At 65.0% G+C, this 22,397-nt stretch carries 21 protein-coding genes; 18 read left to right on the top strand and 3 right to left on the bottom strand.

Translation table 11 applies throughout. The annotated features are described in order from the left end of the window. Nucleotides 1–158 precede the first annotated feature (158 nt). The 6 genes from ACCQ01_RS03305 to ACCQ01_RS03330 all read left to right on the top strand — a co-directional run bounded on the left by ACCQ01_RS03305 (nt 159) and on the right by ACCQ01_RS03330 (nt 7,624). Nucleotides 159–677: a DNA-deoxyinosine glycosylase gene (locus ACCQ01_RS03305; RefSeq protein WP_228431623.1), complete on the top strand. Its 519-nt coding sequence runs from the start codon at nt 159–161 to the stop codon at nt 675–677. Nucleotides 678–834: 157 nt separating this feature from the next. Further along, nucleotides 835–1,593: a YggN family protein gene (locus tag ACCQ01_RS03310; RefSeq protein ID WP_070691697.1), complete on the top strand. Its 759-nt coding sequence runs from the start codon at nt 835–837 to the stop codon at nt 1,591–1,593. Between the two features lie 126 nt (nt 1,594–1,719). Beyond that, on the top strand, nt 1,720–3,480 hold the full coding sequence (gene aceF, locus ACCQ01_RS03315) for a dihydrolipoyllysine-residue acetyltransferase (RefSeq protein WP_228431444.1): 1,761 nt from the start codon (nt 1,720–1,722) through the stop codon (nt 3,478–3,480). Continuing rightward, on the top strand, nt 3,477–4,124 hold the full coding sequence (locus ACCQ01_RS03320) for a hypothetical protein (protein WP_228431445.1): 648 nt from the start codon (nt 3,477–3,479) through the stop codon (nt 4,122–4,124). The genes aceF and ACCQ01_RS03320 overlap by 4 nt, the downstream gene beginning before the upstream one ends. A gap of 16 nt (nt 4,125–4,140) precedes the next feature. Then, nucleotides 4,141–5,976: a dihydrolipoyl dehydrogenase gene (gene lpdA / locus ACCQ01_RS03325; protein ID WP_228431446.1), complete on the top strand. Its 1,836-nt coding sequence runs from the start codon at nt 4,141–4,143 to the stop codon at nt 5,974–5,976. 370 nt (nt 5,977–6,346) lie between these two features. Then, nucleotides 6,347–7,624, top strand: coding sequence for a Xaa-Pro dipeptidase (locus ACCQ01_RS03330; RefSeq protein ID WP_228431447.1), 1,278 nt, complete (start codon nt 6,347–6,349; stop codon nt 7,622–7,624). Between the two features lie 404 nt (nt 7,625–8,028). On the opposite strand, the gene ACCQ01_RS03335 is transcribed toward ACCQ01_RS03330, so the two are convergent. Next, nucleotides 8,029–8,841, bottom strand: a complete 813-nt coding sequence (locus ACCQ01_RS03335; RefSeq protein WP_042594608.1) for a hypothetical protein — start codon at nt 8,839–8,841, stop codon at nt 8,029–8,031. Between the two features lie 516 nt (nt 8,842–9,357). Here ACCQ01_RS03335 and ACCQ01_RS03340 point away from each other — a divergent pair. The 10 genes from ACCQ01_RS03340 to ACCQ01_RS03385 all read left to right on the top strand — a co-directional run bounded on the left by ACCQ01_RS03340 (nt 9,358) and on the right by ACCQ01_RS03385 (nt 17,490). After that, nucleotides 9,358–9,723 carry a hypothetical protein gene (locus tag ACCQ01_RS03340; protein WP_011035795.1) on the top strand — a complete coding sequence of 122 codons (366 nt, stop codon included), beginning with the start codon at nt 9,358–9,360 and terminating at the stop codon, nt 9,721–9,723. A 25-nt stretch (nt 9,724–9,748) separates the two neighbouring features. After that, nucleotides 9,749–10,549, top strand: a complete 801-nt coding sequence (gene atpB / locus ACCQ01_RS03345) for a F0F1 ATP synthase subunit A (RefSeq protein WP_011035796.1) — start codon at nt 9,749–9,751, stop codon at nt 10,547–10,549. A gap of 73 nt (nt 10,550–10,622) precedes the next feature. Beyond that, the gene (gene atpE / locus ACCQ01_RS03350) at nt 10,623–10,925 is read left to right on the top strand and encodes a F0F1 ATP synthase subunit C (RefSeq protein ID WP_002814105.1); all 303 of its coding nucleotides are present in this window, start codon (nt 10,623–10,625) and stop codon (nt 10,923–10,925) included. 112 nt (nt 10,926–11,037) lie between these two features. Beyond that, entirely contained in the window at nt 11,038–11,508 is a 471-nt protein-coding gene (locus ACCQ01_RS03355; protein WP_011035797.1) for a F0F1 ATP synthase subunit B, read from the top strand. A 3-nt stretch (nt 11,509–11,511) separates the two neighbouring features. Then, a complete protein-coding gene (locus tag ACCQ01_RS03360) occupies nt 11,512–12,039 on the top strand; it encodes a F0F1 ATP synthase subunit delta (protein ID WP_011035798.1) in 528 nt (175 codons plus the stop codon). Between the two features lie 47 nt (nt 12,040–12,086). Beyond that, entirely contained in the window at nt 12,087–13,634 is a 1,548-nt protein-coding gene (gene atpA / locus ACCQ01_RS03365) for a F0F1 ATP synthase subunit alpha (protein ID WP_011035799.1), read from the top strand. Between the two features lie 112 nt (nt 13,635–13,746). Continuing rightward, nucleotides 13,747–14,610 carry a F0F1 ATP synthase subunit gamma gene (gene atpG, locus ACCQ01_RS03370; protein ID WP_011035800.1) on the top strand — a complete coding sequence of 288 codons (864 nt, stop codon included), beginning with the start codon at nt 13,747–13,749 and terminating at the stop codon, nt 14,608–14,610. 122 nt (nt 14,611–14,732) lie between these two features. Beyond that, entirely contained in the window at nt 14,733–16,139 is a 1,407-nt protein-coding gene (gene atpD, locus ACCQ01_RS03375; protein WP_180315548.1) for a F0F1 ATP synthase subunit beta, read from the top strand. A 174-nt stretch (nt 16,140–16,313) separates the two neighbouring features. Then, complete coding sequence (locus tag ACCQ01_RS03380; RefSeq protein WP_011035802.1) at nt 16,314–16,736, top strand: F0F1 ATP synthase subunit epsilon; 423 nt, start codon at nt 16,314–16,316, stop codon at nt 16,734–16,736. Between the two features lie 184 nt (nt 16,737–16,920). Further along, nucleotides 16,921–17,490: a chorismate mutase gene (locus ACCQ01_RS03385; RefSeq protein WP_228431448.1), complete on the top strand. Its 570-nt coding sequence runs from the start codon at nt 16,921–16,923 to the stop codon at nt 17,488–17,490. A 460-nt stretch (nt 17,491–17,950) separates the two neighbouring features. On the opposite strand, the gene ACCQ01_RS03390 is transcribed toward ACCQ01_RS03385, so the two are convergent. Next, nucleotides 17,951–18,334 carry a GtrA family protein gene (locus ACCQ01_RS03390; protein WP_228431449.1) on the bottom strand — a complete coding sequence of 128 codons (384 nt, stop codon included), beginning with the start codon at nt 18,332–18,334 and terminating at the stop codon, nt 17,951–17,953. A 148-nt stretch (nt 18,335–18,482) separates the two neighbouring features. Between ACCQ01_RS03390 and glmU the strand changes: the two genes are divergently transcribed. Together glmU and ACCQ01_RS03400 are read left to right on the top strand one after the other, a co-directional pair. Further along, nucleotides 18,483–19,847: a bifunctional UDP-N-acetylglucosamine diphosphorylase/glucosamine-1-phosphate N-acetyltransferase GlmU gene (glmU, locus tag ACCQ01_RS03395; protein ID WP_228431450.1), complete on the top strand. Its 1,365-nt coding sequence runs from the start codon at nt 18,483–18,485 to the stop codon at nt 19,845–19,847. Nucleotides 19,848–19,943: 96 nt separating this feature from the next. Beyond that, entirely contained in the window at nt 19,944–20,915 is a 972-nt protein-coding gene (locus ACCQ01_RS03400; RefSeq protein ID WP_228431451.1) for a right-handed parallel beta-helix repeat-containing protein, read from the top strand. A gap of 127 nt (nt 20,916–21,042) precedes the next feature. Here the strand turns inward: ACCQ01_RS03400 and ACCQ01_RS03405 are convergent, their stop codons facing one another. Next, on the bottom strand, nt 21,043–22,395 hold the full coding sequence (locus tag ACCQ01_RS03405) for a sensor histidine kinase (RefSeq protein WP_228431452.1): 1,353 nt from the start codon (nt 22,393–22,395) through the stop codon (nt 21,043–21,045). Between the last annotated feature and the right edge of the window lie 2 nt (nt 22,396–22,397).

A 22,397-nucleotide genomic window follows, 5' to 3' on the forward strand; every position in this document is an offset into this window, starting at 1 on the left:
CCTTGGAGTGGGCCGCGCCAAAGCTATTCCTGAAAATCTGAATCCACGCCCACCTGCGGCTCGCTAAAATTTCGTTTGTTCAGGAACTTTCCCGAGAAGACCGTGATTGCTGGATTCAACGCTGAAAGTGCATTCACGCAGATGCGTTCGCCGTGACGATGCAAACACCGCTGTTGCGTGGATTGCCCGCAGAAATTGCCGCGGATTGCCGTGTGCTGGTACTGGGATCGATGCCCGGCAGCGCCTCATTGCATGCGCATGCCTACTATGCACATCCACGCAATCGCTTCTGGCCGGTGATGCAGCAATTGCTCGGCATCGATGCAGACGCGCCGTATGACGCACGTCTGCAGCAACTGGCCGCGCGCGGTGTCGGGCTCTGGGATGTAATCGGCGAATGCGCACGCCGCGGCAGCCTGGATGCGGCGATCGTGCCGGGCAGCATCGTGGTCAATCCGCTGCCCGAGCGGTTGACCACGCTGCCGCAGCTGCGCCTTGTGGTGTGCAACGGCAGTGCCGCCGCGCAGGCGTGGCGCCGCCACGTGCAACCGGCGTTGTCGCCGCCGCTGACGCGCCTACCGGTGCAGGCCGTGCCCTCGACCAGCCCGGCCAATGCTGCGTGGTCGCTGCCGCGGTTGTGCGCGGCGTGGCAGCCCGTGCGCGATGCGCTGCGCTAGCTGGAAGGCGTGGCATATCGCTCACGCGGACGTTCTCAGCGCGTTTGCACCGCGCATGCAGCACCATCCCGCCGCCAGAAGTCATGCCTGCCTTAGGCACACGCGCGGCGGTGGCGCGCTGCGCATCATCGGCCACAGCACATAAGGGAGAAGCTGGATGGCAATCACGTACCGGACCACGTTCGCCATTGCACTGGGCGCCTGCCTGGCCGCAGCTGGTGGTGTGGCCAGCGCCGATGAGCTGCATTGCGAGGTCAACACGGACTACGACCTCACGCTCAATCCGCGCAGCCTGATCCTGATCCGCGACAGCGGCACGCCGCAGCGGCTGGTCATGCGCCAGGGCGCGCTGTTCGTCGACGACCGCTGGGTGACGTTGAGCGACGACGATCGCAACCGTCTGGTCCAGTTCGAGCAGCAGACCCGCGCCGTGGTGCCGCTGGCGCAGGAGGTCGGGCGCGAGGCGGCCGATATCGCCATCACCGCGCTCGGCGAAGTGGCGGCCGGTTTCAGCCGCGATCCGTCGGCCACCCGGACGCAGCTGGCCAGCGTGCGCGACAAGGTCGACCTGCGCCTGAAGCAGAGCTTCGGCAAAAGCCAGCTGACGCCGGTAGATATCGACGATGAAATCGGCACGCTGGTGGCGGAGATGCTGCCGCAACTGATCGGCGATGTCGTGGCCAGCACCGTGCAGGCGGCGATGACCGGCAACGGTACGCAGCTGCGCTCGCTCGACGGCCTGGAGCAGCGCATCGAGCGGCTGGTCGAGCCGCAGGCGCGCGCGCTGCGGCCGCGTGCGCAGCAGTTGTGCACGCGGATGGAGGCGCTGGACGCATTGGACAATGCGCTGGCGTATCGTCTGCCGTCAGGCGCGCCGTTGCAGCTGTTGCAGGTGGATCGACGCCCTGCCAAGTAAGCGTGCAGCCCCTGCGCGGACGCTGCATCCCGCCACGCGTGCGATTTTTTCCGCGGCAATGGTTGGCGCTGCGGCTCCCGGCCGGCCACAATAGGGGTTTCCCCATTCTGTTGCCGGAGTTCCCGTATGGCCGAAATCAAGGAAGCACTTGTCCCCGATATCGGTGACTACAGCGATGTCCCGGTGATCGAAGTGCTGGTGTCGGTCGGCGATACGGTCAGCAAGGACCAGAGCCTGGTCACGCTGGAATCGGACAAGGCCACGATGGAAGTCCCCTCGTCGGTGGCCGGCGTGGTCAAGGAGATCAAGGTCAAGGTCGGTGACAGCCTGTCGCAGGGCGCGCTGGTCGCACTGATCGAAGTGGCCGATGCCGGTGCCGAGACGGCTGCTGCGCCAGCGCCTGCCGCTGCGCCCGCCAAGGCCGCACCTGCTGCCGCACCTGCGCCGGCTGCCAAGGCCGAGCCGGCCGCGACTGCTGCAGCGTCCGACGGCGGTCAGGTCGAGGCCCGTGTGCCGGACATCGGCGACTACAGCGGCGTGCCGGTGATCGAAGTGCTGGTTGCGGTGGGCGACACCGTCGCCAAGGACCAGAGCCTGGTCACGCTGGAATCGGACAAGGCCACGATGGAAGTGCCCTCGTCGGTGGCCGGCGTGATCAAGGAACTCAAGGTCAAGGTCGGCGACAGCCTGTCGCAGGGCGATCTGGTGGCGATCATCGCTGCCAGCGATGGCGGCGCCGGTGCGGCGCAGTCCCCGGCCAAGCCCACCACCGACACCGCTGAAACCGCCGGCAAGGTCGAGCCGGTGGCCGTCCCGGCCGAGCCGGACAAGCTGGCCCAGCGCGAGATCGCGCAGGTGCAGTCGGCTCGTTCCACCGCGGCATCGCAGCCGGCCCAGGCAGCGTCCGGCACCCCGAGCAGCCCGCCGGTGACCTTCGACGCCGACAACGTGCTGCCGTCCAAGGTGCCGTATGCCAGCCCGGTGGTGCGCGTGTTCGCGCGCGAGCTGGGCGTGGATCTGAACCAGATCAAGGGCAGCGAGAAGGGTGGCCGGATCACCCGTGAAGACGTGCAGCGCTTCGTCAAGGCCGCACTCAGCGGCGGCGCGGCTGCCGCAGCCGGTGCCGCACCGGCCGGTGGTGGCAACGGCCTGAACCTGCTGGCCTGGCCGAAGGTGGACTTCAGCAAGTTCGGCGAAACCGAAACCCAGCCGCTGTCGCGCATCAAGAAGATTTCCGGCGCGAACCTGGCGCGCAACTGGGCCATGATTCCGCACGTCACCCAGTTCGAATCGGCCGACATCACCGACCTCGAAGCTCTGCGCGTGGCGCTGAACAAGGAAAACGAAAAGGCCGGCATCAAGCTGACCATGCTCGCCTTCCTGGTCAAGGCCAGTGCCGCGGCGCTGAAGAAGTTCCCCGAGTTCAACGCCTCGCTCGACGCGGCCGGCGAAAACCTCACGCTGAAGAAGTACATCAACATCGGCTTTGCCGCTGACACGCCGAACGGCCTGGTCGTGCCGGTGATCCGCGATGTCGACAAGAAGGGCGTGCTGCAGATCGCGCAGGAAAGTGGCGAGCTGGCCAAGAAGGCGCGCGACGGCAAGCTGGGCCCGGCCGACATGAGCGGCGGCTGCTTCTCGATCAGCTCGCTCGGCGGCATTGGCGGCACCGCGTTCACGCCGATCATCAATGCACCGGAAGTGGCGATCCTGGGCGTGTCCAAGTCGGCGATGCAGCCGGTCTGGAACGGCAAGGACTTCGCACCGAAGCTGATGCTGCCGTTGTCGTTGAGCTACGACCACCGCGTCATCGACGGCGCGCTGGCCGCGCGCTTCACCACCTATCTCAGCCAGGTGCTCGCCGACATGCGACGCGTCCTGCTGTGAGAGCAGCGCTGCTGACGCTCGCCCTGCTGGGTGTGCTGCCGTGGTCGTCCGCGGCCGCACGCGAGTGCGCCAGCACGCTGGGCCGCGGTTGGCCGCCGGCGGTGGGCAACTACGGCACCGCGGTGACCACGCTGCTGGATGGCGGCGCCAAGCCGATGCTGTCGTTGCTGACCCTGCCCACGCGTGGTGTCGAAAGCGGCATCGCGCTGGTGCCGGGCAAGTCCGGCGGCGACTGGACGGTGCGCTTCAGCCGTGCCGACGAGCGGGTCTACATCTGGGTCAGCCAGACCGACCGCGGCGCGGTGCAGTTCCGCACCGAACAGACCCCTGAAACCGTCGAGATCCCGATCCCGGCGGCACTGGCGCAACGCCTGGTCGGCAGCTGGACCACGGCACTGACCCAGCTCGCACCGAGCGGCCAGACCGCGCCGGTCACCGAGGGCGAAGTGCTGTCGTTCCTGGTCGATGGCGTGCGCTACAGCGGCACGCGCCCGAGCTGCGGTGTTGGCGAGTTGCTGTTGCAGCAGGCCGCGCTGCTGATCGAAGCCAGCGAAGGCAAGGAAAAGAAGCGCGACAAGCGCTGGACCCAAATCGAATCGTCGCTGGATGAACTCCAGCAGACGCTTGCCGGCACCGCCGGTTAAGCCACAGGAGAAGCAAATGGCGGTCATTGAAATCAAGGTTCCGGACATCGGCGATTACAGCGATGTCCCCGTCATCGAAGTGCTGGTCGCCGTTGGCGATAGCGTGGTCAAGGACCAGGGCCTGGTGACGCTGGAGTCGGACAAGGCCACGCTGGAGGTGCCGTCCTCGGCCGCCGGTGTGGTGAAGGAACTCAAGGTCAAGATTGGCGACAACCTGTCCGAAGGCGCAGTGGTGTTGCTGCTGGAGACCGAAGGCGAGGCCGCTGCCGCACCCGCCGCGCCGAAGGCCGAGACCAAGGTCGCTGCGCCTGCTGCGGCCCCCGCGGCCGCCGCACCCGGCAGCAAGCCGCCGGTGACCCCGTCGCACCGCGCCCCGGCCGAACCGGCCGCGCCCAAGCCGGCGCTGGCCAGCGGCAAGGCCGCCGATATCGAATGCAAGATGGTGGTGCTCGGCGCCGGCCCTGGCGGCTACACCGCCGCGTTCCGCGCCGCCGACCTGGGCTTGGACACGGTGCTGATCGAGCGCTACGCCAGCCTCGGTGGCGTCTGCCTCAACGTTGGCTGCATCCCGTCCAAGGCGCTGCTGCATGCCGCCGCGGTGATCGATGAAGTGGCCCATGCCGGCGACTTCGGCGTGGACTTCGGCCAGCCCAAGATCACCCTGGACAAGCTGCGCGAGTACAAGGAAAAGGTGGTCGGCAAGCTCACCGGCGGCCTGGCCAGCATGGCCAAGCAGCGCAAGGTGCGCACCGTCACCGGCGTGGCCAGCTTCGTCTCGCCCAACGACTTGGAGATCGTCGGCGACGACGGCAAGACCCAACTGCTGCGCTTCGAGCACTGCATCATTGCCGCCGGTTCGCAGGCGGTGAAGCTGCCGAACTTCCCGTGGGACGACAAGCGCGTGATGGACTCCACCGACGCGCTGGAACTGCACGACATCCCCAAGACCCTGCTCGTGGTCGGCGGCGGCATCATCGGCCTGGAAATGGCCACGGTGTACAGCGCGCTGGGCAGCAAGGTCACCGTGGTCGAGTTCATGGATCAGCTGATGCCGGGCGCCGACAAGGACCTGGTCAAGCCACTGGCCGACCGCCTGAAGAAGCAGGGCGTCGAGGTCCATCTCAAGACCAAGGCCACCGACGTCAGCGCCGATGCCAAGGGCATCACGGTGTCGTTCGAAGCGGCTACCGAAGGCGAAAAGCCTGGCCTGCAGGCCACCGCCTTCGATCGCGTGCTGGTCGCGGTGGGTCGCTCGCCCAACGGCAAGAAGATCGGCGCTGACAAGGCCGGCGTCACCGTCACCGAACGCGGCTTTATCCCGGTGGACCGGCAGATGCGCACCAACGTGCCGCACATCTTCGCCATCGGCGACATCGTCGGTAACCCGATGCTGGCCCACAAGGCCACCCACGAGGGCAAGCTGGCCGCCGAAGTGGCTGCTGGCGAGAAGAAGGAATGGGTGGCGCGGGTGATTCCGTCGGTTGCCTATACCAACCCGGAAATCGCCTGGGTGGGCGTCACCGAAACCGAGGCCAAGGCCAAGGGCTTGAAGGTGGGCGTGGCCAAGTTCCCGTGGGCCGCCAGCGGCCGTGCGATCGGCATCGGCCGCACCGAGGGCTTCACCAAGCTGATCTTCGACGAAGACACCCACCGCATCATTGGTGGTGCGATCGTCGGCGTGCATGCCGGTGATCTGCTGGCCGAAATCGGCCTGGCGATCGAGATGGGCGCCGAAGCCGAAGACATTGGCCACACCATCCATGCGCACCCGACCCTGAGCGAGTCGGTTGGCATGGCGGCCGAGGTGTACGACGGCACCATCACCGATCTGTACATTCCCAAGAAGAAGTAAGCCGCACCGCTTCTTGTGTGCTGACAGCGCCCCGCATTGCGGGGCGTTTGTCGTTACGTGGGCATGCCTGCGCGTAACCGATTCGAAGGTCGACTCGACGGCGATGCCAGGGCATGCGTGATGTGCGCCGGTGTCGGCAAGGGCAGCGTTGGGCGCGTCCTGCCCATCCTGCGCGAGCAGTGGCGCGTGCTGCCACGCGCTCGCGCCACTGCGTGCGCGAACGTGGCTCCATCACCGCAGCATCGTGCGACGCCGCTGCAACCGCGACGCTGCAACCACGAACATGACCCCGCAGCGCAGCTTGCACGCCAGGCAGCGCGCTTGCACCATCGAGCCGCGGACACCGGGTTCGCGCCTGGGGAGACAACGGATGGTCAAGGTAAGGATGTCGGCGTTGTTGGTCGCCGCAGGGTGCGCGTGCACGTCGCTGAGCGCGCAGGCCCAGACCACCGTCATCACCGCCGCCCGCCTGCTGGATGTGCAGGCAGGACGCTATGTGGAGCGCCCGCAGATCGACGTCGTCGCCGGCCGTATTACGCGTGTCGGTCGCCAGGGCGACCCGGTGCCACCACAGGCGCAGCGCATCGACCTGGGCGAGCGCACGCTGTTGCCCGGGCTGATCGACATGCATGTGCATCTCACCGTGGATCCCACGTTGGGCGGCTACAAGGGCCTGGAATACACCGACAATTTCTGGACCGTGGTGGGCGTGGCCAATGCCGCCAAGACGCTCCGCGCCGGGTTCACCACGGTGCGCAATGTTGGTTCGCTCAACTATGACGATGTCGCGCTCAATCAGGCGATCGAGCGCGGCACCGTGCCGGGACCGCGCATCGTGCCGGCGACCTACGGCATCGGCGCGACCGGCGGGCACTGCGATGCCACCGAGTTCCCGCCATCGGTGCGCGTCACCGGCCCCGGTGTGGCCGATGGCCCGGATGCGATCCGCGCAGCGGTACGCACGCTGCGCAAATACGGCGCCGAAGTGATCAAGTTCTGCGGCACTGGCGGCGTGCTGTCCAAGACCGACAGCGTTGGCGGGCAGCAGTACAGCCTGGAGGAAATGCGCGCGCTGGTGGACGAGGCGCATCGCCTGGGCTTGAAGGTCGCCGTGCATGCGCATGGCACCGCCGGCATCAACGATGCGATCCGCGCCGGTGCCGACACCATTGAGCACGCCAGCCTGGCCGATGCCGAATCCTTCAAGCTGGCCAAGGCGCGCGGCACCTGGTTTTCGATGGACATCTACAACGACGACTACATCCTGGCCGAGGGCGAAAAGAACGGTTTGTTTGCCGAGTCGCTGGAGAAGGAGCGCCAGATCGGGCGCAAGCAACGCGAGACCTTTCGCGCCGCACATGCGGCGGGCGTGCGGCTGGTGTTCGGTAGCGATGCCGGCGTATATCCCAATGGCGACAACGCGCGACAGTTCGCCAAGATGGTGGAGTGGGGCATGACCCCGCTGGAGGCGATTCGCGCCGCCACCGTAGACGCCGCCGATGCATTGGGGCGCAGTGCCGACGTCGGTGCCATCGCGCCGGGGCGCTACGCCGATCTGATCGCGGTGAGCGGCGATCCGCTGCAGGACGTGAGCGTGCTGATGCAGGTGGAGAGCGTGATCAAGGGCGGCGAACGCGTCGCCGATTGAACCGTCGCAACTGACGCCGCGCTGCGGTGTTACGGGGCAGTGCAGTGCGGCAGTGCGGTGTAGTGCATGAGCGCGTGATGCTCTGCCCGCGAGCATCGATCTATCGCGCAGCACGCGCAGTGTGTGTGACACGTGCAGTGGTGCGGTTTTTTATCAGCCTGGATAGCAGGTAGCCGCTGGCGGTGGCGCTGCGATCACGCATTAAGCGCGCGGCGGGCAAGCACGTATGTATGCGGTGAGGCGCGCAGACGCGCATCCCAGGTTTACGCAGCAGTCGTGCATTGCGCACGCTGCACGCAGCGCGTGGAGTAACGCGCAGATGCAGATGCAGACGCAGACGCAGACACCAAAACGACAACGCCCCGCGCAAGGCGGGGCGTTGCGTCACACGGGGGCAGCGCAGATCAGAACGCGAACGTCACGCCTGCAACCGGGCCCTTGAACTCCTGCTTCAGGCCGATCAGGCCATCGCTGCCGCGCTGGTCGACGTCGAGCTTGAACCAGTCGTAGCCGGCGAAGATGCCGAAGTTCTTGGTGAAGCGGTATTCGGCCATCGCATTGGCACGGCTCAGGTCGCCCGAGTAGTCGCCAAAATCGCCCCAGCTGGTGTTGAGGTACTGGCCCTGCACGTTGAACAGCCAATGCTCGCTCGGACGTGCGGTGAAGCGGATACCCACCACCGGTGCCACGCCGTCTTCGCTCTCGTCGAGCACGTCGCCGGTGAACACATCACCCAGGTCGGCGTAGGCGTTGGCCTCGACCTTGGCGTATTCGGCACCGATCTGCAGGCCCAGGCTGAATTCCGGAGTGTCGACGACCGAGTAGTCGTACACCAGGCTGGCCACCTGGTACTTGAGCTCGCCCTTGATGAAGCTGCCGCTCGGCACGGTGAAGCCACCGGCGCTGACGTCTTCGCCCAGGGTCTCGCGGCGATCCTTGTCGTACTTGAAGTAGTCAAAGATCAAGCGCTGGCGGGTGCTCATGCGGAACACGCCATCGATGCGCGGCTCCCATTCCTTGCCACCGAAATCGAAATCCTGGTCCAGGGCGATCTCGTTGCCAGCCACCACGGTGTTGCCACGCAGGGTGTTGTCGTTATCGATGTTCATCGCGCCAAGACGGATCTGGAAGCGATCATCGGTATCTTCGGCGTGGGCAGGCGCGGCATAGGCAGCGGCCAAAACGCACGGGATGGCCAGTGCGAGCAGGTGTTTCATGGGGAGCTCCGTATTCTTGGAAGGCAGGCGATCGGGCCTGTGGCGCGCACTATCGGTAAAAGCGCGTCCACCAAAAGTGAAAGCGTTGTGGTACCGAAGTGAAGAACTTCCTAGCAATCGGACAAAACGGTCCGCTTTGCCTGTCCCGCGACATCCGGGTCAATACGCACCATTGTGGTGTCTAAGCGCTGTCACACCGCCGCGGAGGTCGGCGGATTGGACCGGAGGTGGGAAGGTGGGGGTGCGACAAAATGCGTCATAAAAGCAGGAGCCCCGGTCTCCCAGGGCTCCTAGACGCAGCCTGCAGTGGAACCTTTCGACGAGGATGTGCAGGCCTCGCAGGTTCTGACAGCCGGTTTGTGGCAAAGTTCCTCCCATCGCGTGGCACCGGCATGGTGCGTCGCAACAAGTTCATGACTTCTCCCGGTTGTCTCGCAATTTGTCCAATTGCTATACTTTCGCGGCTCGACGAGGCGCATCTGCGCTTCCCACCCATCCACACGCAAGGTACCCGTAGTGCTGAACTCCGTTGACGCGGGTCGGCGGTTGATGCTGCGCGCTGCGGTATATCCGCTTGCCGCTGTAGCTATAACCAGTCTGGGGTTGCTGCTGATGGGACCCCGTTACTCTGCCGGTCTGGCATTGACCGGGTTTGCGACGGTGTTGGGCGGCTGGGTGGCGGCGCGGACGGCGCTGGGGGGCGGCATCCAGGCGGCGGGCATTGCCATGGTCCGTCTGATTCTGGCGATGGTGCTGAAGTGGGTGTTGGTTTTCGTGGCGCTGGCGCTGGGCTTTGCCCTGTGGCGGCTGCCTCCTCTGGCCTTGTTGGCGGGTATCGCCATCGGGCTGATTTTTCAAGTTCTGGCTCTGGCCAGGCGTTGATTCGAACTTAAAGGGCTCCGGACACATGGCGGGCGAGGCAGCAACACCTACCTCCTATATCCAGCACCACCTGCAGAACCTGGTTTATCCGGTGCGGGATGGCGGCGGCACGTTCTGGACCATCCACGTCGACACCCTGGTCATGGCCGTGTTGATGGGCCTGGTGATGGTCTTCGCATTCTGGATGGCCACGCGCAATGCTACTGCCGGTGTGCCGGGCAAATGGCAGGCGTTTGTCGAGATCTGCCTGGAATTTGTCGATCGCCAGGCCAAGGACACCTATCACGGCACCAGCAAGCTGGTGACCCCGATCGCGATCACGATCTTCTTCTGGATCCTGTTGATGAATCTCATCAAGATGATCCCGGCCGACTTCATCGCCATCCCGCTGGGCTGGGCTGGCATCCACGCCTGGAAGCCGGTCCCCACCGCCGACGTCAATGCCACCTTGGGCATGTCGATCAGCGTGTTCTTCCTGATGATCGTCTTCTCGCTGCGCTCCAAGGGCGTGGGCGGCATGACCAAGGAATTCCTCACGGCGCCGTTCGGCAAGTGGATGATGCCGTTCAACCTGCTCCTGAACATCGTCGAGTGGCTGAGCAAGCCGATTTCGCTGGCGATGCGACTGTTCGGCAACATGTTCGGCGGCGAGATCGTCTTCCTGCTGATCTGGGTGCTGGGCGGTGCGGGCATCGCCGGCATGGTTGCCGGCGGCGTATTCGGCCTCGGCTGGATGCTGTTCCACCTGTTGGTGATTCCGCTACAGGCCTTCATTTTCATGATGCTGTCGATCGTGTACCTGAGCCTTGCGGAAGACAGTCACTGAGTTTCGTTTCACCCTTCATCCGCTTTATCCCGATTTATCCATCACCCTTAGAAACTTTCGTTCGGAGATCACCATGTACCTCGCCGTCCTGACCAACCTCGCCCAAGTCCAGAGCTCCACCGTCCTCGCCGTCGGCATCATGATCGGCCTGGCCGCGCTGGGTGCCGGCCTCGGTCTGGCCATCATGGCTGGCAAGTTCCTGGAATCTGCCGCTCGCCAGCCGGAACTGATCCCGGTGCTGCAGGTCCGCATGTTCATCACCGCCGGCCTGATCGACGCCGCGTTCATCATCAGCGTCGCTGTCGGCCTGCTGTTCGCCTTCGCCAACCCGCTGGCCCAGGTGTTCATCGAGCGTCTGTCGCAGGCTGCCGGCTGATCCAGCGGTAGCAGGATGTGGACGCAGCCATGGTGGTTGCGTCCGCGGATGAAGGTCGGAAAGCGTCGCCATGCGGTGGCGCTTTCACCCCTAAAGAGCGATTGAGCGACCCATGGACATCACCCTTACCATCTTTGCCCAGGCGCTGGCCTTCGCCGGTCTGATCTGGATCGTCGCGACCAAAATCTGGCCGCCGCTGTTGAAGGCGATCGAAGAGCGTCAGCAAAAGATTGCTGAAGGTCTGGCTGCGGCCGACCGGAGCCAGAAGGATCTGGCGCAGGCGCAGGAGAAGGTCAACGAGGCGCTGAAGGACGCACGCACCAAGGCCAACGAGATCATCGACCAGGCCCACGCGCGCGCCAATCAGATCATCGAAGCGGCCAAGCTCGAAGCGATTGCCGAAGCCAACCGTCAGAAGGATCTGGCCCAGGCCGAAATCGACGCATCGGCCACCCGTGCCCGCGAAGAACTGCGCCGTCAGGTGTCGTCGCTGGCTGTCAGCGGTGCCGAAAAGCTGCTCAAGCGCGAAATCGATGCCACTGCCCACAAGGCACTGCTCGACGAACTGGCAGCGGAGATCTGATCGATGAGCCAGGCCCTCACACTTGCCCGTCCCTACGCCCGTGCCGCATTCGCGATTGCGCGTGAGGGCGGCAAGTTCGCGCCCTGGTCCGATGCACTTGCGTTCTCGGCGCAGGTCGCCGGCGATCCGCGCGTGGCTGCGCTGTTGCTGAATCCGGCGCTGCACCAGGATCAGGCGGTGACGCTGCTGGCGCCGCCGGCTGCCGAAGCGGACTATCAGCGTTTTCTCGGCCTGTTGGCCGATGCACAACGGCTGGCCCTGCTGCCGGAAATTGCAGGGTTGTACGAGCAGTTGCGTGCCGAAGCCGAGCACGTCGTGAAAGCGACGGTGACCTCGGCCACCGACATGAGCCCGGCCGAGCTGGCCACGATCACTGCCGCGCTGAAGAAGCGCTTCGGCCGCGAGGTGGATGTCACCACCGCGGTGGACGCTTCGCTGATCGGCGGCGCGGTGATCGACACCGGCGAGATGGTCATCGACGGCTCGCTGAAGGGCAAGCTTGCGCGCCTGCAGAACTCGCTCGCCCACTGAATTCACATAAACGCATGGCCCTCGCGGCCGGCACCTAGGACTGAACGATGGCAACCACGCTCAACCCCTCCGAAATCAGCGACCTGATCAAGACCCGCATCGAGGCGGTCAAGCTGTCCGCCGAGTCGCGCAACGAAGGCTCCGTGACCAGCGTGTCCGACGGCATCGTGCGCATCTTCGGCCTGGCCGACGTGATGCAGGGCGAAATGATCGAACTGCCGAACAACACCTTCGCGCTTGCGCTGAACCTGGAGCGCGATTCGGTCGGCGCGGTGGTGCTGGGCGATTACGAGAACCTGCGCGAAGGCGACGTGGCCAAGACCACCGGCCGCATCCTGGAAGTGCCGGTCGGTCCTGAGCTGCTTGGCCGCGTGGTCAACGCACTGGGCGAGCCGATCGACGGCAAGGGCCCGCTGGGCGCCACCCAGACCGCACCGGTGGAGCGTGTGGCCCCGGGCGTGATCTGGCGCAAGTCGGTCGACCAGCCGGTGCAGACCGGTTACAAGTCGGTCGATGCGATGATCCCGATCGGCCGTGGCCAGCGCGAGCTGGTGATCGGCGACCGCCAGACCGGCAAGACCGCGCTGGCGATCGATGCGGTGATCAACCAGAAGGGCACCGGCATCAAGTGCGTGTACGTGGCGATCGGCCAGAAGGCCTCGACCGTTGCCAACATCGTGCGCAAGCTCGAAGAAAACGGCGCGCTGGCGCACACCGTGGTGGTGGCTGCGACCGCGTCCGAATCGGCCGCGATGCAGTACATCAGCCCCTACGCTGGCTGCACCATGGGCGAATACTTCATGGACCGCGGCGAAGACGCGCTGATCGTGTACGACGATCTGTCCAAGCAGGCCGTGGCCTACCGCCAGATCTCGCTGCTGCTCAAGCGCCCGCCGGGCCGCGAAGCTTACCCGGGCGACGTGTTCTATCTGCATTCGCGTCTGCTCGAGCGCGCTGCGCGCGTGTCCGAGGAGTACGTGGAGAAGTTCACCAACGGTGCGGTGACCGGCAAGACCGGTTCGTTGACGGCGCTGCCGATCATCGAAACGCAGGCTGGCGACGTCTCCGCGTTCGTGCCGACCAACGTGATCTCGATCACCGACGGCCAGATCTTCCTGGAAACCGACCTGTTCAACGCCGGCATCCGTCCGGCCGTGAACGCCGGTATCTCGGTATCGCGCGTCGGTGGCGCGGCCCAGACCAAGATCATCAAGAAGCTGTCCGGCGGCATCCGTATCTCGCTGGCGCAGTACCGTGAGCTGGCGGCGTTCGCGCAGTTCGCCTCGGATCTGGACGAAGCCACCCGCAAGCAGCTCGAGCGCGGTCAGCGCGTCACCGAGCTGATGAAGCAGAAGCAGTACGCGCCGATGTCCATCGCCAACCAGGCGCTGTCGATCTATGCCGTCAACGAGGGTTACCTCGATGAAGTGCCGGTCAACAAGCTGCTGGCGTTCGAAGAAGGCCTGCACGCGCACTTCGCCAACACCCAGGGTGAGCTGGTCTCCAAGATCAACACCACCGGCGGTTGGGACAACGACATCGAAGCCGCGTTCAAGAAGGGCATCGAAGAGTTCAAGACCACGGGCAGCTGGTAAGTCCAGCTGCGGGAATCGGGAATAGAGAATCGGGAATCGTCAAAGCGGGTTGGCTGTGCCAATTCCCCACTCACGATTCCCCATTCCCACTAAGTGAGCGAAGCGAGCGAGTATGGCAGGCGGACGCGAAATCAAAACCAAGATCAAGAGCGTGCAGAACACCCGCAAGGTGACGCGCGCGCTCGAAATGGTCTCGGCCTCCAAGATCCGCAAGGCGCAGGAACGCATGAAGACCTCGCGTCCCTACGCGCAGGCCATGAAGCAGGTGATCGGGCATCTGGCGCAGGCCAGCACCGACTACCAGCATCCGTTCCTTGTGGAGCGTGAGCAGGTCAAGCGGGTCGGCTACATCGTGATCTCTTCTGACCGCGGCCTGGCCGGCGGTCTGAACAACAACCTGTTCCGCAAGATGCTGGGCGAAGTGCGCCCGTGGCAGGACAAGGGTGCCGAGATCGACGTGGTCACCATCGGTCAGAAGGCCTCGGCGTTCTTCCGCCGGATCAAGGTCAACATGGTCGGCAGCGTCACGCATCTTGGCGACAGCCCGCACATCGAGCAGTTGGTGGGCGTGATCAAGGTGATGCTGGATGCCTTCACCGAGGGCAAGGTGGACCGCGTGTATCTGGTCTACAACCGCTTCGTGAACACCATGACGCAGAAGGCCAGCTTCGAGCAGTTGCTGCCGCTTCCGGCCGCCGAGCACAAGGTGGCGCACCACGACTGGGACTACCTGTACGAGCCCGATGCCGCCACCGTGCTGGAGCACGTGATGACGCGTTACATCGAGTCGCTGGTGTACCAGGCCGTGCTGGAAAACGTGGCCTCCGAGCACGCCGCGCGCATGGTGGCCATGAAGGCCGCCAGCGACAACGCCAACAAGATGATCGGCACCTTGCAACTGGTCTACAACAAGGCGCGCCAGGCGGCGATCACCCAGGAAATTTCGGAAATCGTCAGCGGCGCGGCCGCCGTATAGCCGGGAATAGGGAATGGAGAATCGGGAATGGTCGAGGCAGCAGCGCTTGATCTTCCCATTCCCGAATCCCGTTTCCCTATTCCCGACACCAGAATCGAACAGACATTAGTGGAGTTATCCAAATGAGTCAGGGCAAGATCGTTCAGATCATCGGCGCGGTCGTCGACGTCGAATTCCAGCGCCATGAAGTGCCGAAGGTCTATCACGCGCTGAAGGTCGAAGGCACCGCCATCACCCTGGAAGTGCAGCAGCAGCTCGGCGACGGCGTCGTGCGCACGATTGCGCTCGGCTCCACCGACGGATTGAAGCGCAACCTGCTGGCCACCAATACCGAGCGTGCGATTTCGGTGCCGGTTGGCGCCGGGACGCTGGGCCGCATCATGGATGTGCTGGGTCGTCCGATCGACGAGGCTGGCGAGGTGCAGGCCTCGGACCATTGGGAAATCCACCGCGCTGCGCCGTCGTACGAAGACCAGTCGTCCAGCACCGAATTGCTGGAAACCGGCATCAAGGTCATCGACCTGATGTGCCCGTTCGCCAAGGGCGGCAAGGTCGGTCTGTTCGGCGGCGCCGGCGTCGGCAAGACCGTCAACATGATGGAACTGATCAACAACATCGCCAAGGCGCACTCGGGTCTGTCCGTGTTCGCCGGCGTGGGTGAGCGTACCCGTGAGGGCAACGACTTCTACCACGAGATGAAGGACTCCAACGTCCTGGACAAGGTCGCGATGGTGTACGGCCAGATGAACGAGCCGCCGGGCAACCGTCTGCGCGTTGCGCTGACCGGCCTGACCATGGCCGAGTACTTCCGCGACGAGAAGGACGAGAACGGCAAGGGCAAGGACGTGCTGCTGTTCGTGGACAACATCTACCGCTACACGCTGGCCGGTACCGAAGTGTCCGCGCTGCTCGGCCGCATGCCGTCGGCCGTGGGTTACCAGCCGACCCTGGCCGAGGAAATGGGCGTGTTGCAGGAGCGCATCACCTCGACCAAGAGTGGTTCGATCACCTCGATCCAGGCCGTGTACGTGCCCGCGGACGACCTGACCGACCCGTCGCCGGCGACCACCTTCGCCCACTTGGACTCGACCGTCACGCTGAGCCGTAACATCGCCTCGCTGGGTATCTACCCGGCCGTGGATCCGCTGGACTCCACCAGCCGCCAGATGGACCCGCTGGTGATCGGCCACGAGCATTACGACACCGCCCAGCGCGTCCAGCAGACCTTGCAGAAGTACAAGGAACTGAAGGACATCATCGCGATCCTGGGCATGGACGAGTTGAGCGAAGAAGACAAGCAGTCGGTGTCGCGCGCACGCAAGATCGAACGCTTCTTCAGCCAGCCGTTCCACGTGGCCGAAGTGTTCACCGGCTCGCCGGGCAAGTACGTCTCGCTGAAGGACACGATCCGCGGCTTCAAGGCGATCTGCGACGGCGAATACGACCACCTGCCGGAGCAGGCGTTCTACATGGTCGGCAGCATCGAAGAAGCGGTCGAGAAGGCCAACAAGATGAGCGCCAAGGCCTGATGCGATCCCAGCCGCTGCGCGGCTGGAATCGGGAATCGGGAATCGGGAATCGGGAATCGTAAAGGCGGGTCATCGGTGAATCGGAATTGAGAGGAATGGAAAAGCGCGCAGCATGCCGCTCTTCCGATTCCCCACTCCCGATTCCCGATTCCCCGCCTCACACAGTGAGGCACCATGAGCACTATCCGTTGCGACATCGTCAGCGCCGAGCAGGAGATCTTCCGCGGTGAGGCGACCCTGGTCGTGGCGACCGGGGAACTGGGCGAGCTGGGCATCGCGCCCAAGCACGCGCCGCTGATCACCCGTCTCAAGCCAGGCAAGGTGGTGGTGACTACCGCCAGCGGCGAGCAGCTGGACTTTGCGATCTCCGGCGGCATCCTCGAGGTGCAGCCGCAGGTGGTGACCGTGCTGGTCGACACTGCCATTCGTGCGCAGGACATCGACGAAGCGGCTGTGCGCAAGGCCAAGGAAGAAGCCGAGCGTCTGCTCGCCAACCGTGGTGACACGGTGGACGTGGAACAGGCGCAGCGCCAGCTGGCCGAAGCCACGGTGCAGTTGCAGGCACTGGAGCGGCTGCGTCGCACGCTCAAGCATTGAGTTGCGAGACACAGCGTCAGACGACAAACGCCGGCCTTGTGCCGGCGTTTTCGTTTTTGGCGATGTGCCTGCGGTGGTCGGCATCGTTGGACACAACCAGGCGGCACACTGCCCGCCCGGGTCGCACTGCTGCCGGCGATGCTGCGATAGCGCGATGCCCTTCACCTTCAACGAGGAAACCCCCATGACCCGTCTGACTGATGGCCTACGTGGTTGCGCGCTGACCGGCGTGCTTGCCGTGGTGTTGCTGGGCTGTGCGTTGCCGGCGCGCAGCCAGCCACCCCTCGCGCCGTTGCTGGACAAGATCGTCGAGCGCAACGCGATTGGCGACGCGGTGGCGTTGAGTAAATGGGATAGCGGCAAGCCGGTACTGGATCAGGCACGCGAAGCGGCAGTGCTGCAGAACGTGCGCGACCAGGCGCCGGCGCATGGGCTGGACCCCGACGATGCAGCGCGGTTCTTCGGCGCGCAGATCGAGGCCAACAAATCGGTGCAGTACGCGCTGCTGAACCGTTGGCATGAGCGCGGCCGTGCACCGGACACCGCGCGGCCAGACCTGCCGACCTTGCGTGTGCGGCTGGATGCGTTGCAAGGCGAACTGCTCGATGCCCTGGCCGAAGCCGCCGCTGCACGCGCAGCGCCCAACTGCCCGGCCAGCACGGCGCGGGCGGCGGCGCAGTATTCCGCGCAATGGCAACTGGATGCGGTGCACCGCGCTGCGCTGGTTCGCGGTCTGGGCGATTTTTGCCGCTGATCTGGCTGAGGCGTGTGGTGTGGGATTGTTTGTGCGATCTCACGCCCATGACTGATGCGGTGAGCGAGCCGTTGCTGCGTGCCGCTTGACGTGCATCAGATCGGCTACACGCAACGATTAATCGTCAGGTGGTTGCGCACGGCGCGGAGCAACCGGCGTGTGCGGGGTACATGAGGATTTCGAGCACCGGCCGCGCCCGCATGGCAGCTGCAGAGTCGTGTTGTTGGCTGCTCTTAATCGGCCGGGTCATCAAACCGCAGTGCAAGTGGGACGTCACTACGGCGCGGTTCCCTAAAGCAGGACGTCATTACGGCGCCGTCCCCTTAGGAAGGGGACGCTCCAATCAAGCGACGTACGCTGCCAGTCACGCCGGTCGATCTGTTCGCATGCCAGCCGTGCCGGCGCTTCTGCATGGCGTCGCGGAGTAGCACCATGATCGCGTAGTCCGCGCCTGCAGCAATCAGCGATACACCACGTGCCGGCCAATGAAGAACGACACGATCGCAAGCCCGCCTTCCACCAGCGGCTTGGCCAGCCAGGCCTGGCGCAGGCCGACCAGATCCACGGTGACCGAGAGTAGCCAGGTGCTGATCACCGTCAACGCCAGCCACATCACCGCAAAGCGCGCGAAGCGCTGCCAGCCCAACCGTGCATCGCCCTGCTGGGCGAAGGTGAAGCGTCCGTTGAGCCAGAACCCCAGCGTGGCGCCACTGATGCGCCCGAGCAGGTTGGCGGGCACTGCCGGCATGCCGGCGGCCGTGCACGCAATGAAAATGCCGCAGTCCACGGCCAATTGCAGGGCGCCGATCATCGCGAACTGGCCGCCTTGGCGGAACAGGCTCATGTGCTGGGGGAGGTCGAGAGGGGCGCTCATCCTAACGGCAGCGGCGCTTAAAAATCTGTCATCGGTGCCTGTTGCAGTCGCAATGGTCACGACGCACGCGGCAGCCAGCGACTAGAATTCAAGCCATCTTTTGCGATGGAACCCTGCAATGACCCTGCCTCTGCACGTCGTGATCCTGGCCGCTGGCGAGGGCAAGCGCATGCGCTCGGCGCTGCCCAAGGTGCTGCAGCCGCTGGCCGGCCAGCCGATGCTCGCGCATGTGATCGCCACCGCGCGGGAACTGCAGCCGGCGGCCATCCACGTGGTGCATGGACATGGTGGCGCGCAGGTGCAGGCCGCATTCGCCGACCAGCCCGATCTGCAGTGGGCCGAACAGCGCCAGCAGCTGGGCACCGGGCACGCGGTGCAGCAGGCGCTGCATGCCGTGCCGGACGCAGCGACCGTGCTGGTGCTGTACGGGGATGTGCCGCTGATCCGCAGCGAGAGCCTGCGTGAGCTGCTGCACGCGCCGGGCCGCATCGCGGTGCTGGTGGCGGACCTGGCCAACCCCACCGGCTACGGGCGCATCGTGCGTAACCCCGAAGGCAAGGTTGCGGCAATCGTCGAGCAGAAGGACGCCGATGACGAGCAGCGCCGCATCCGCACCATCAACACCGGCATTCTCACCGCCGAATCCACCGCCTTGCGGCGTTGGCTGGGTGGGCTGTCCAACGACAACGCGCAGGGCGAGTTCTATCTCACCGACGTGTTCGCCAGCGCCGCGGCCGATTACACGCCTGCCGACATGGTGCAGGTGTCCGACCCGCAGGACGTGGAAGGCGCAAACGACCCGTGGCAGCTTGCCCAGCTGGAGCGGGCCTGGCAGCTACGCGCCGCCCGTGCGCTGTGCCTGCAGGGCGTGCGCATGGCCGATCCGGCGCGCGTGGAGCAGCGCGGCCGCGTGCAGGTGGGACACGATGTGCAGCTTGATATCGACGTGATCCTCGAAGGCGAGGTGACCCTGGGCGATGGCGTGGTGATCGGCCCGTTCGTGCGTCTGCGCGATGTGCAGCTGGCCGCCGGCACCCAGGTGCGTGCGCACTGCGACCTGGAGGGCGTGGTGACCGAAGGCGCGGTGCAGATCGGGCCGTTTGCGCGGTTGCGCCCGGGCACCGTGCTCGCCGATGGCGTGCATATCGGCAACTTCGTCGAAACCAAGAAGGTGGTAATGGGCGCCGGCAGCAAGGCCAATCATCTGACCTACCTGGGGGATGCGGTGATCGGCAGCAAGGTCAACATCGGCGCCGGCACCATCACCTGCAACTACGACGGGGTGAACAAGTCGCAGACGACCATTGGCGACGGCGCGTTTGTCGGCTCCAACAGTGCGTTGGTGGCGCCGATCGAGATCGGCATCGGGGCCACGATTGGCGCCGGCTCGGTGATCACGCGCGATGCACCACCCCACCAGCTCAGTGTGGCGCGGCCACGCCAGACCGTGATTGAAGGCTGGGAGCGGCCGAAGAAGAAGTAAGTACCTGTGTTCCAGCGAAAGCGGGCTGTGCGTTTCCGGCACGACACATGCGCTGCGGACGCGATACATCACGCCGACAAACTGAGGAGCTGCTGCATGCGCATGCGACCCTCCATTGCGTGGTTGATGGTGTGGCTGGCACTTGCGGGTGTCGCGCCACATGCGGCGGCCACATCGGTCTACCGGCTGTATCTCGCCCCTGATGGCGATGACACCGCAGCCGGCACCAGCGCTGCCACCGCGCTGCGCAGTCTCGCTGCCGTACAACAGCGGTTGATCGCGCAGCGGCCGGCTACGCCGGTAGATGTGATCATCGCCGCGGGAACCTATGAGCGGCAGTCGGTGCAATGGCACGTCATCACCGGCGCGCCGCTGCGCTTCATCGCCGCGCCCGACAGCGCGACGTCACCGGTGTTCGACGGGCGCGGTGCGGCGACCTGGTTCACCTTGCGAGGCGGCAAGGACGCGCCGACCCGTGTGACGTTCGCCGGCCTGACGATCCGCAATTACTGGATGGCGCTGGATCTGGGCAGCAGCAAGCGCAGCGCCGATGGCAACAGCGACAACGTGATCCGCGACATGCGCTTCGAGCGGATTGGCGGCGTGTACGGCAGCAGTCCTGAAGCGGCCTACGCGTTTGCGGCGATCCGGCTGCAGAACTCGCGCAACAACCGGATCGAGCACAATCACTTCAGTGCGGTGGAGAACGCTGCCCCGACGGCGAGCTATGTGCACGCGCTGTATCTGGCGCGCAGTTCTTCGGGCAATCGCATCGAGGACAACAGCTTTATCGACATCAGTGGAGATGCGATTCGCACCCGCGATCGCTCGGATGCCACGTTGGTGCAGGGCAACCGCTTCATCAGGGCCGGCAAGTACGCGGCGTTCTCCGACTGGTTCAAAACCGATGGCGAATGCCCGTCGCAGGGCGGGCAGTTCATTGGCAATACCGTTGGGCAGGGATATCAGGGGCCGGTTGCCGCGACGCGCACTACTGGCGCCGATGATGCCTGCGGGCCGTTGCAGCGGCCACGGATCGAAGCGCGGGCAACGCTGCGTGGCGATTGAACGCGCTGCGACGTTGATTGCAGGGGATGATCCAGCGGTGCGCGAGTTCACCGCTTATACGCTGCTCACATGCAACTGATGGCTTCTCGCGCAACACCTCAACACGCCATGCAGTGGCCTTGGGCGCTTAGCTGCCCGGATCCAGCGGCAACAACAACGTCACGCACAGGCCGCCGTGCTCGCGGTTGTGCAGTGAAATACGGCCACCATGCGCTTCGGCAATTTCGCGCGTCAGCGCCAGGCCCAGGCCGGTGCCGTTGCGCTTGGTCGAATAGAACGGCATCAGTGCGTTGTGCAACACCGCCTCGTTCATGCCATTGCCGCGGTCCAGCACTTCGATGCGCAGCCACTGCGGCAAGCGGGTGACGCGCACCGCCACCTCGCTGTTGGGCGGCTGCGCCTCACTGCAGGCCTCGTGTGCATTCTTCAGCAGGTTGAGCAGCGCCTGTTCGATCTGTGCAGCATCGATGCGGCTGGAGACATCGACAGGCGTGCCCTCCAGTTGGAACGGAATCTGCTGCCGCAGGCGCTCCAGAAATGGCGCCCATTCGATGGTCTGCAACTGCGGCTGCGGCAGTTTGGCAAAGCGCGCATAGCCGCGAATGAAGCCCTCCAGGTGGCGCGCGCGTTCTTCGATGGTCTCGAACACCGTGCCCAGCCGATCGGTGCGCTCACGGCGCAGCAGCTCGGCACCGGAGTGCGCCAGCGAGGCGATCGGCGCGAGCGAGTTGTTCAATTCGTGGCTGATCACCCGGATCACCTTCTTCCAGGTCTGCACTTCCTGGCGCCGCAGTTCGGTGGTGAGGGTGCGGATCAGCAGCAGTTCGTGGCCACGGCCGTTCAAATGGAAGGCGCGGCGCGACAGGTGATAGATCTGCTCGTCGTCTTCATCGTCGCCGTCTTCGCGCACGGCGAACAGACAGTCGCCACCACGTGCCAGCGCGTCGCGTAGTTCGTTGGGCATGCGTTCCAGCACGTCGTCCAGATGCTGCCCCTCGAGCTTGCGGCCGCCATGCAGCAACTTGCGCGCCGCGTTGTTGGAAAACCCGATGCGGCGCAGGCCATCGCCGCCAGGCACCACCAGCAACATGGCCACCGGCGTGTTCTGCAACATGGTGTCCAGCATCAATTCGCGCTGCACTAGATCGCGCCGCTGCGCACGCAAGACGTCGCCCAGTTCGGCATGCGCCTGTACCAACTGCGCCAGCTCGTCGTTGCCGCGCCAGTACACACCGAAGTTGTATTCGCCATCGCGGTAGCTGCTGGTGGTGCCGGCCAGGGCGCGGAACAGCGAGCGCATCGGCGCAGTGGCGCGCTGCAGGCTCCACCACATCGTCAGCAGCACCACCACGGCCGACACGGCAGCCACTTGCCAGCCACGGTCCAGCCAGTAGGCAATGGCCCACGGCAAGGCGGCAGCCAGCACCAGCACCGGAAGCAGGCGCAGAAACAGCGAGAAGGTGAAGGAGCGCGACAGCATCG

The sequence above is a fragment of the Xanthomonas sp. NCPPB 4037 genome (genome assembly GCF_041475695.2).
In the GTDB taxonomy this organism is placed as follows: domain Bacteria; phylum Pseudomonadota; class Gammaproteobacteria; order Xanthomonadales; family Xanthomonadaceae; genus Xanthomonas; species Xanthomonas campestris.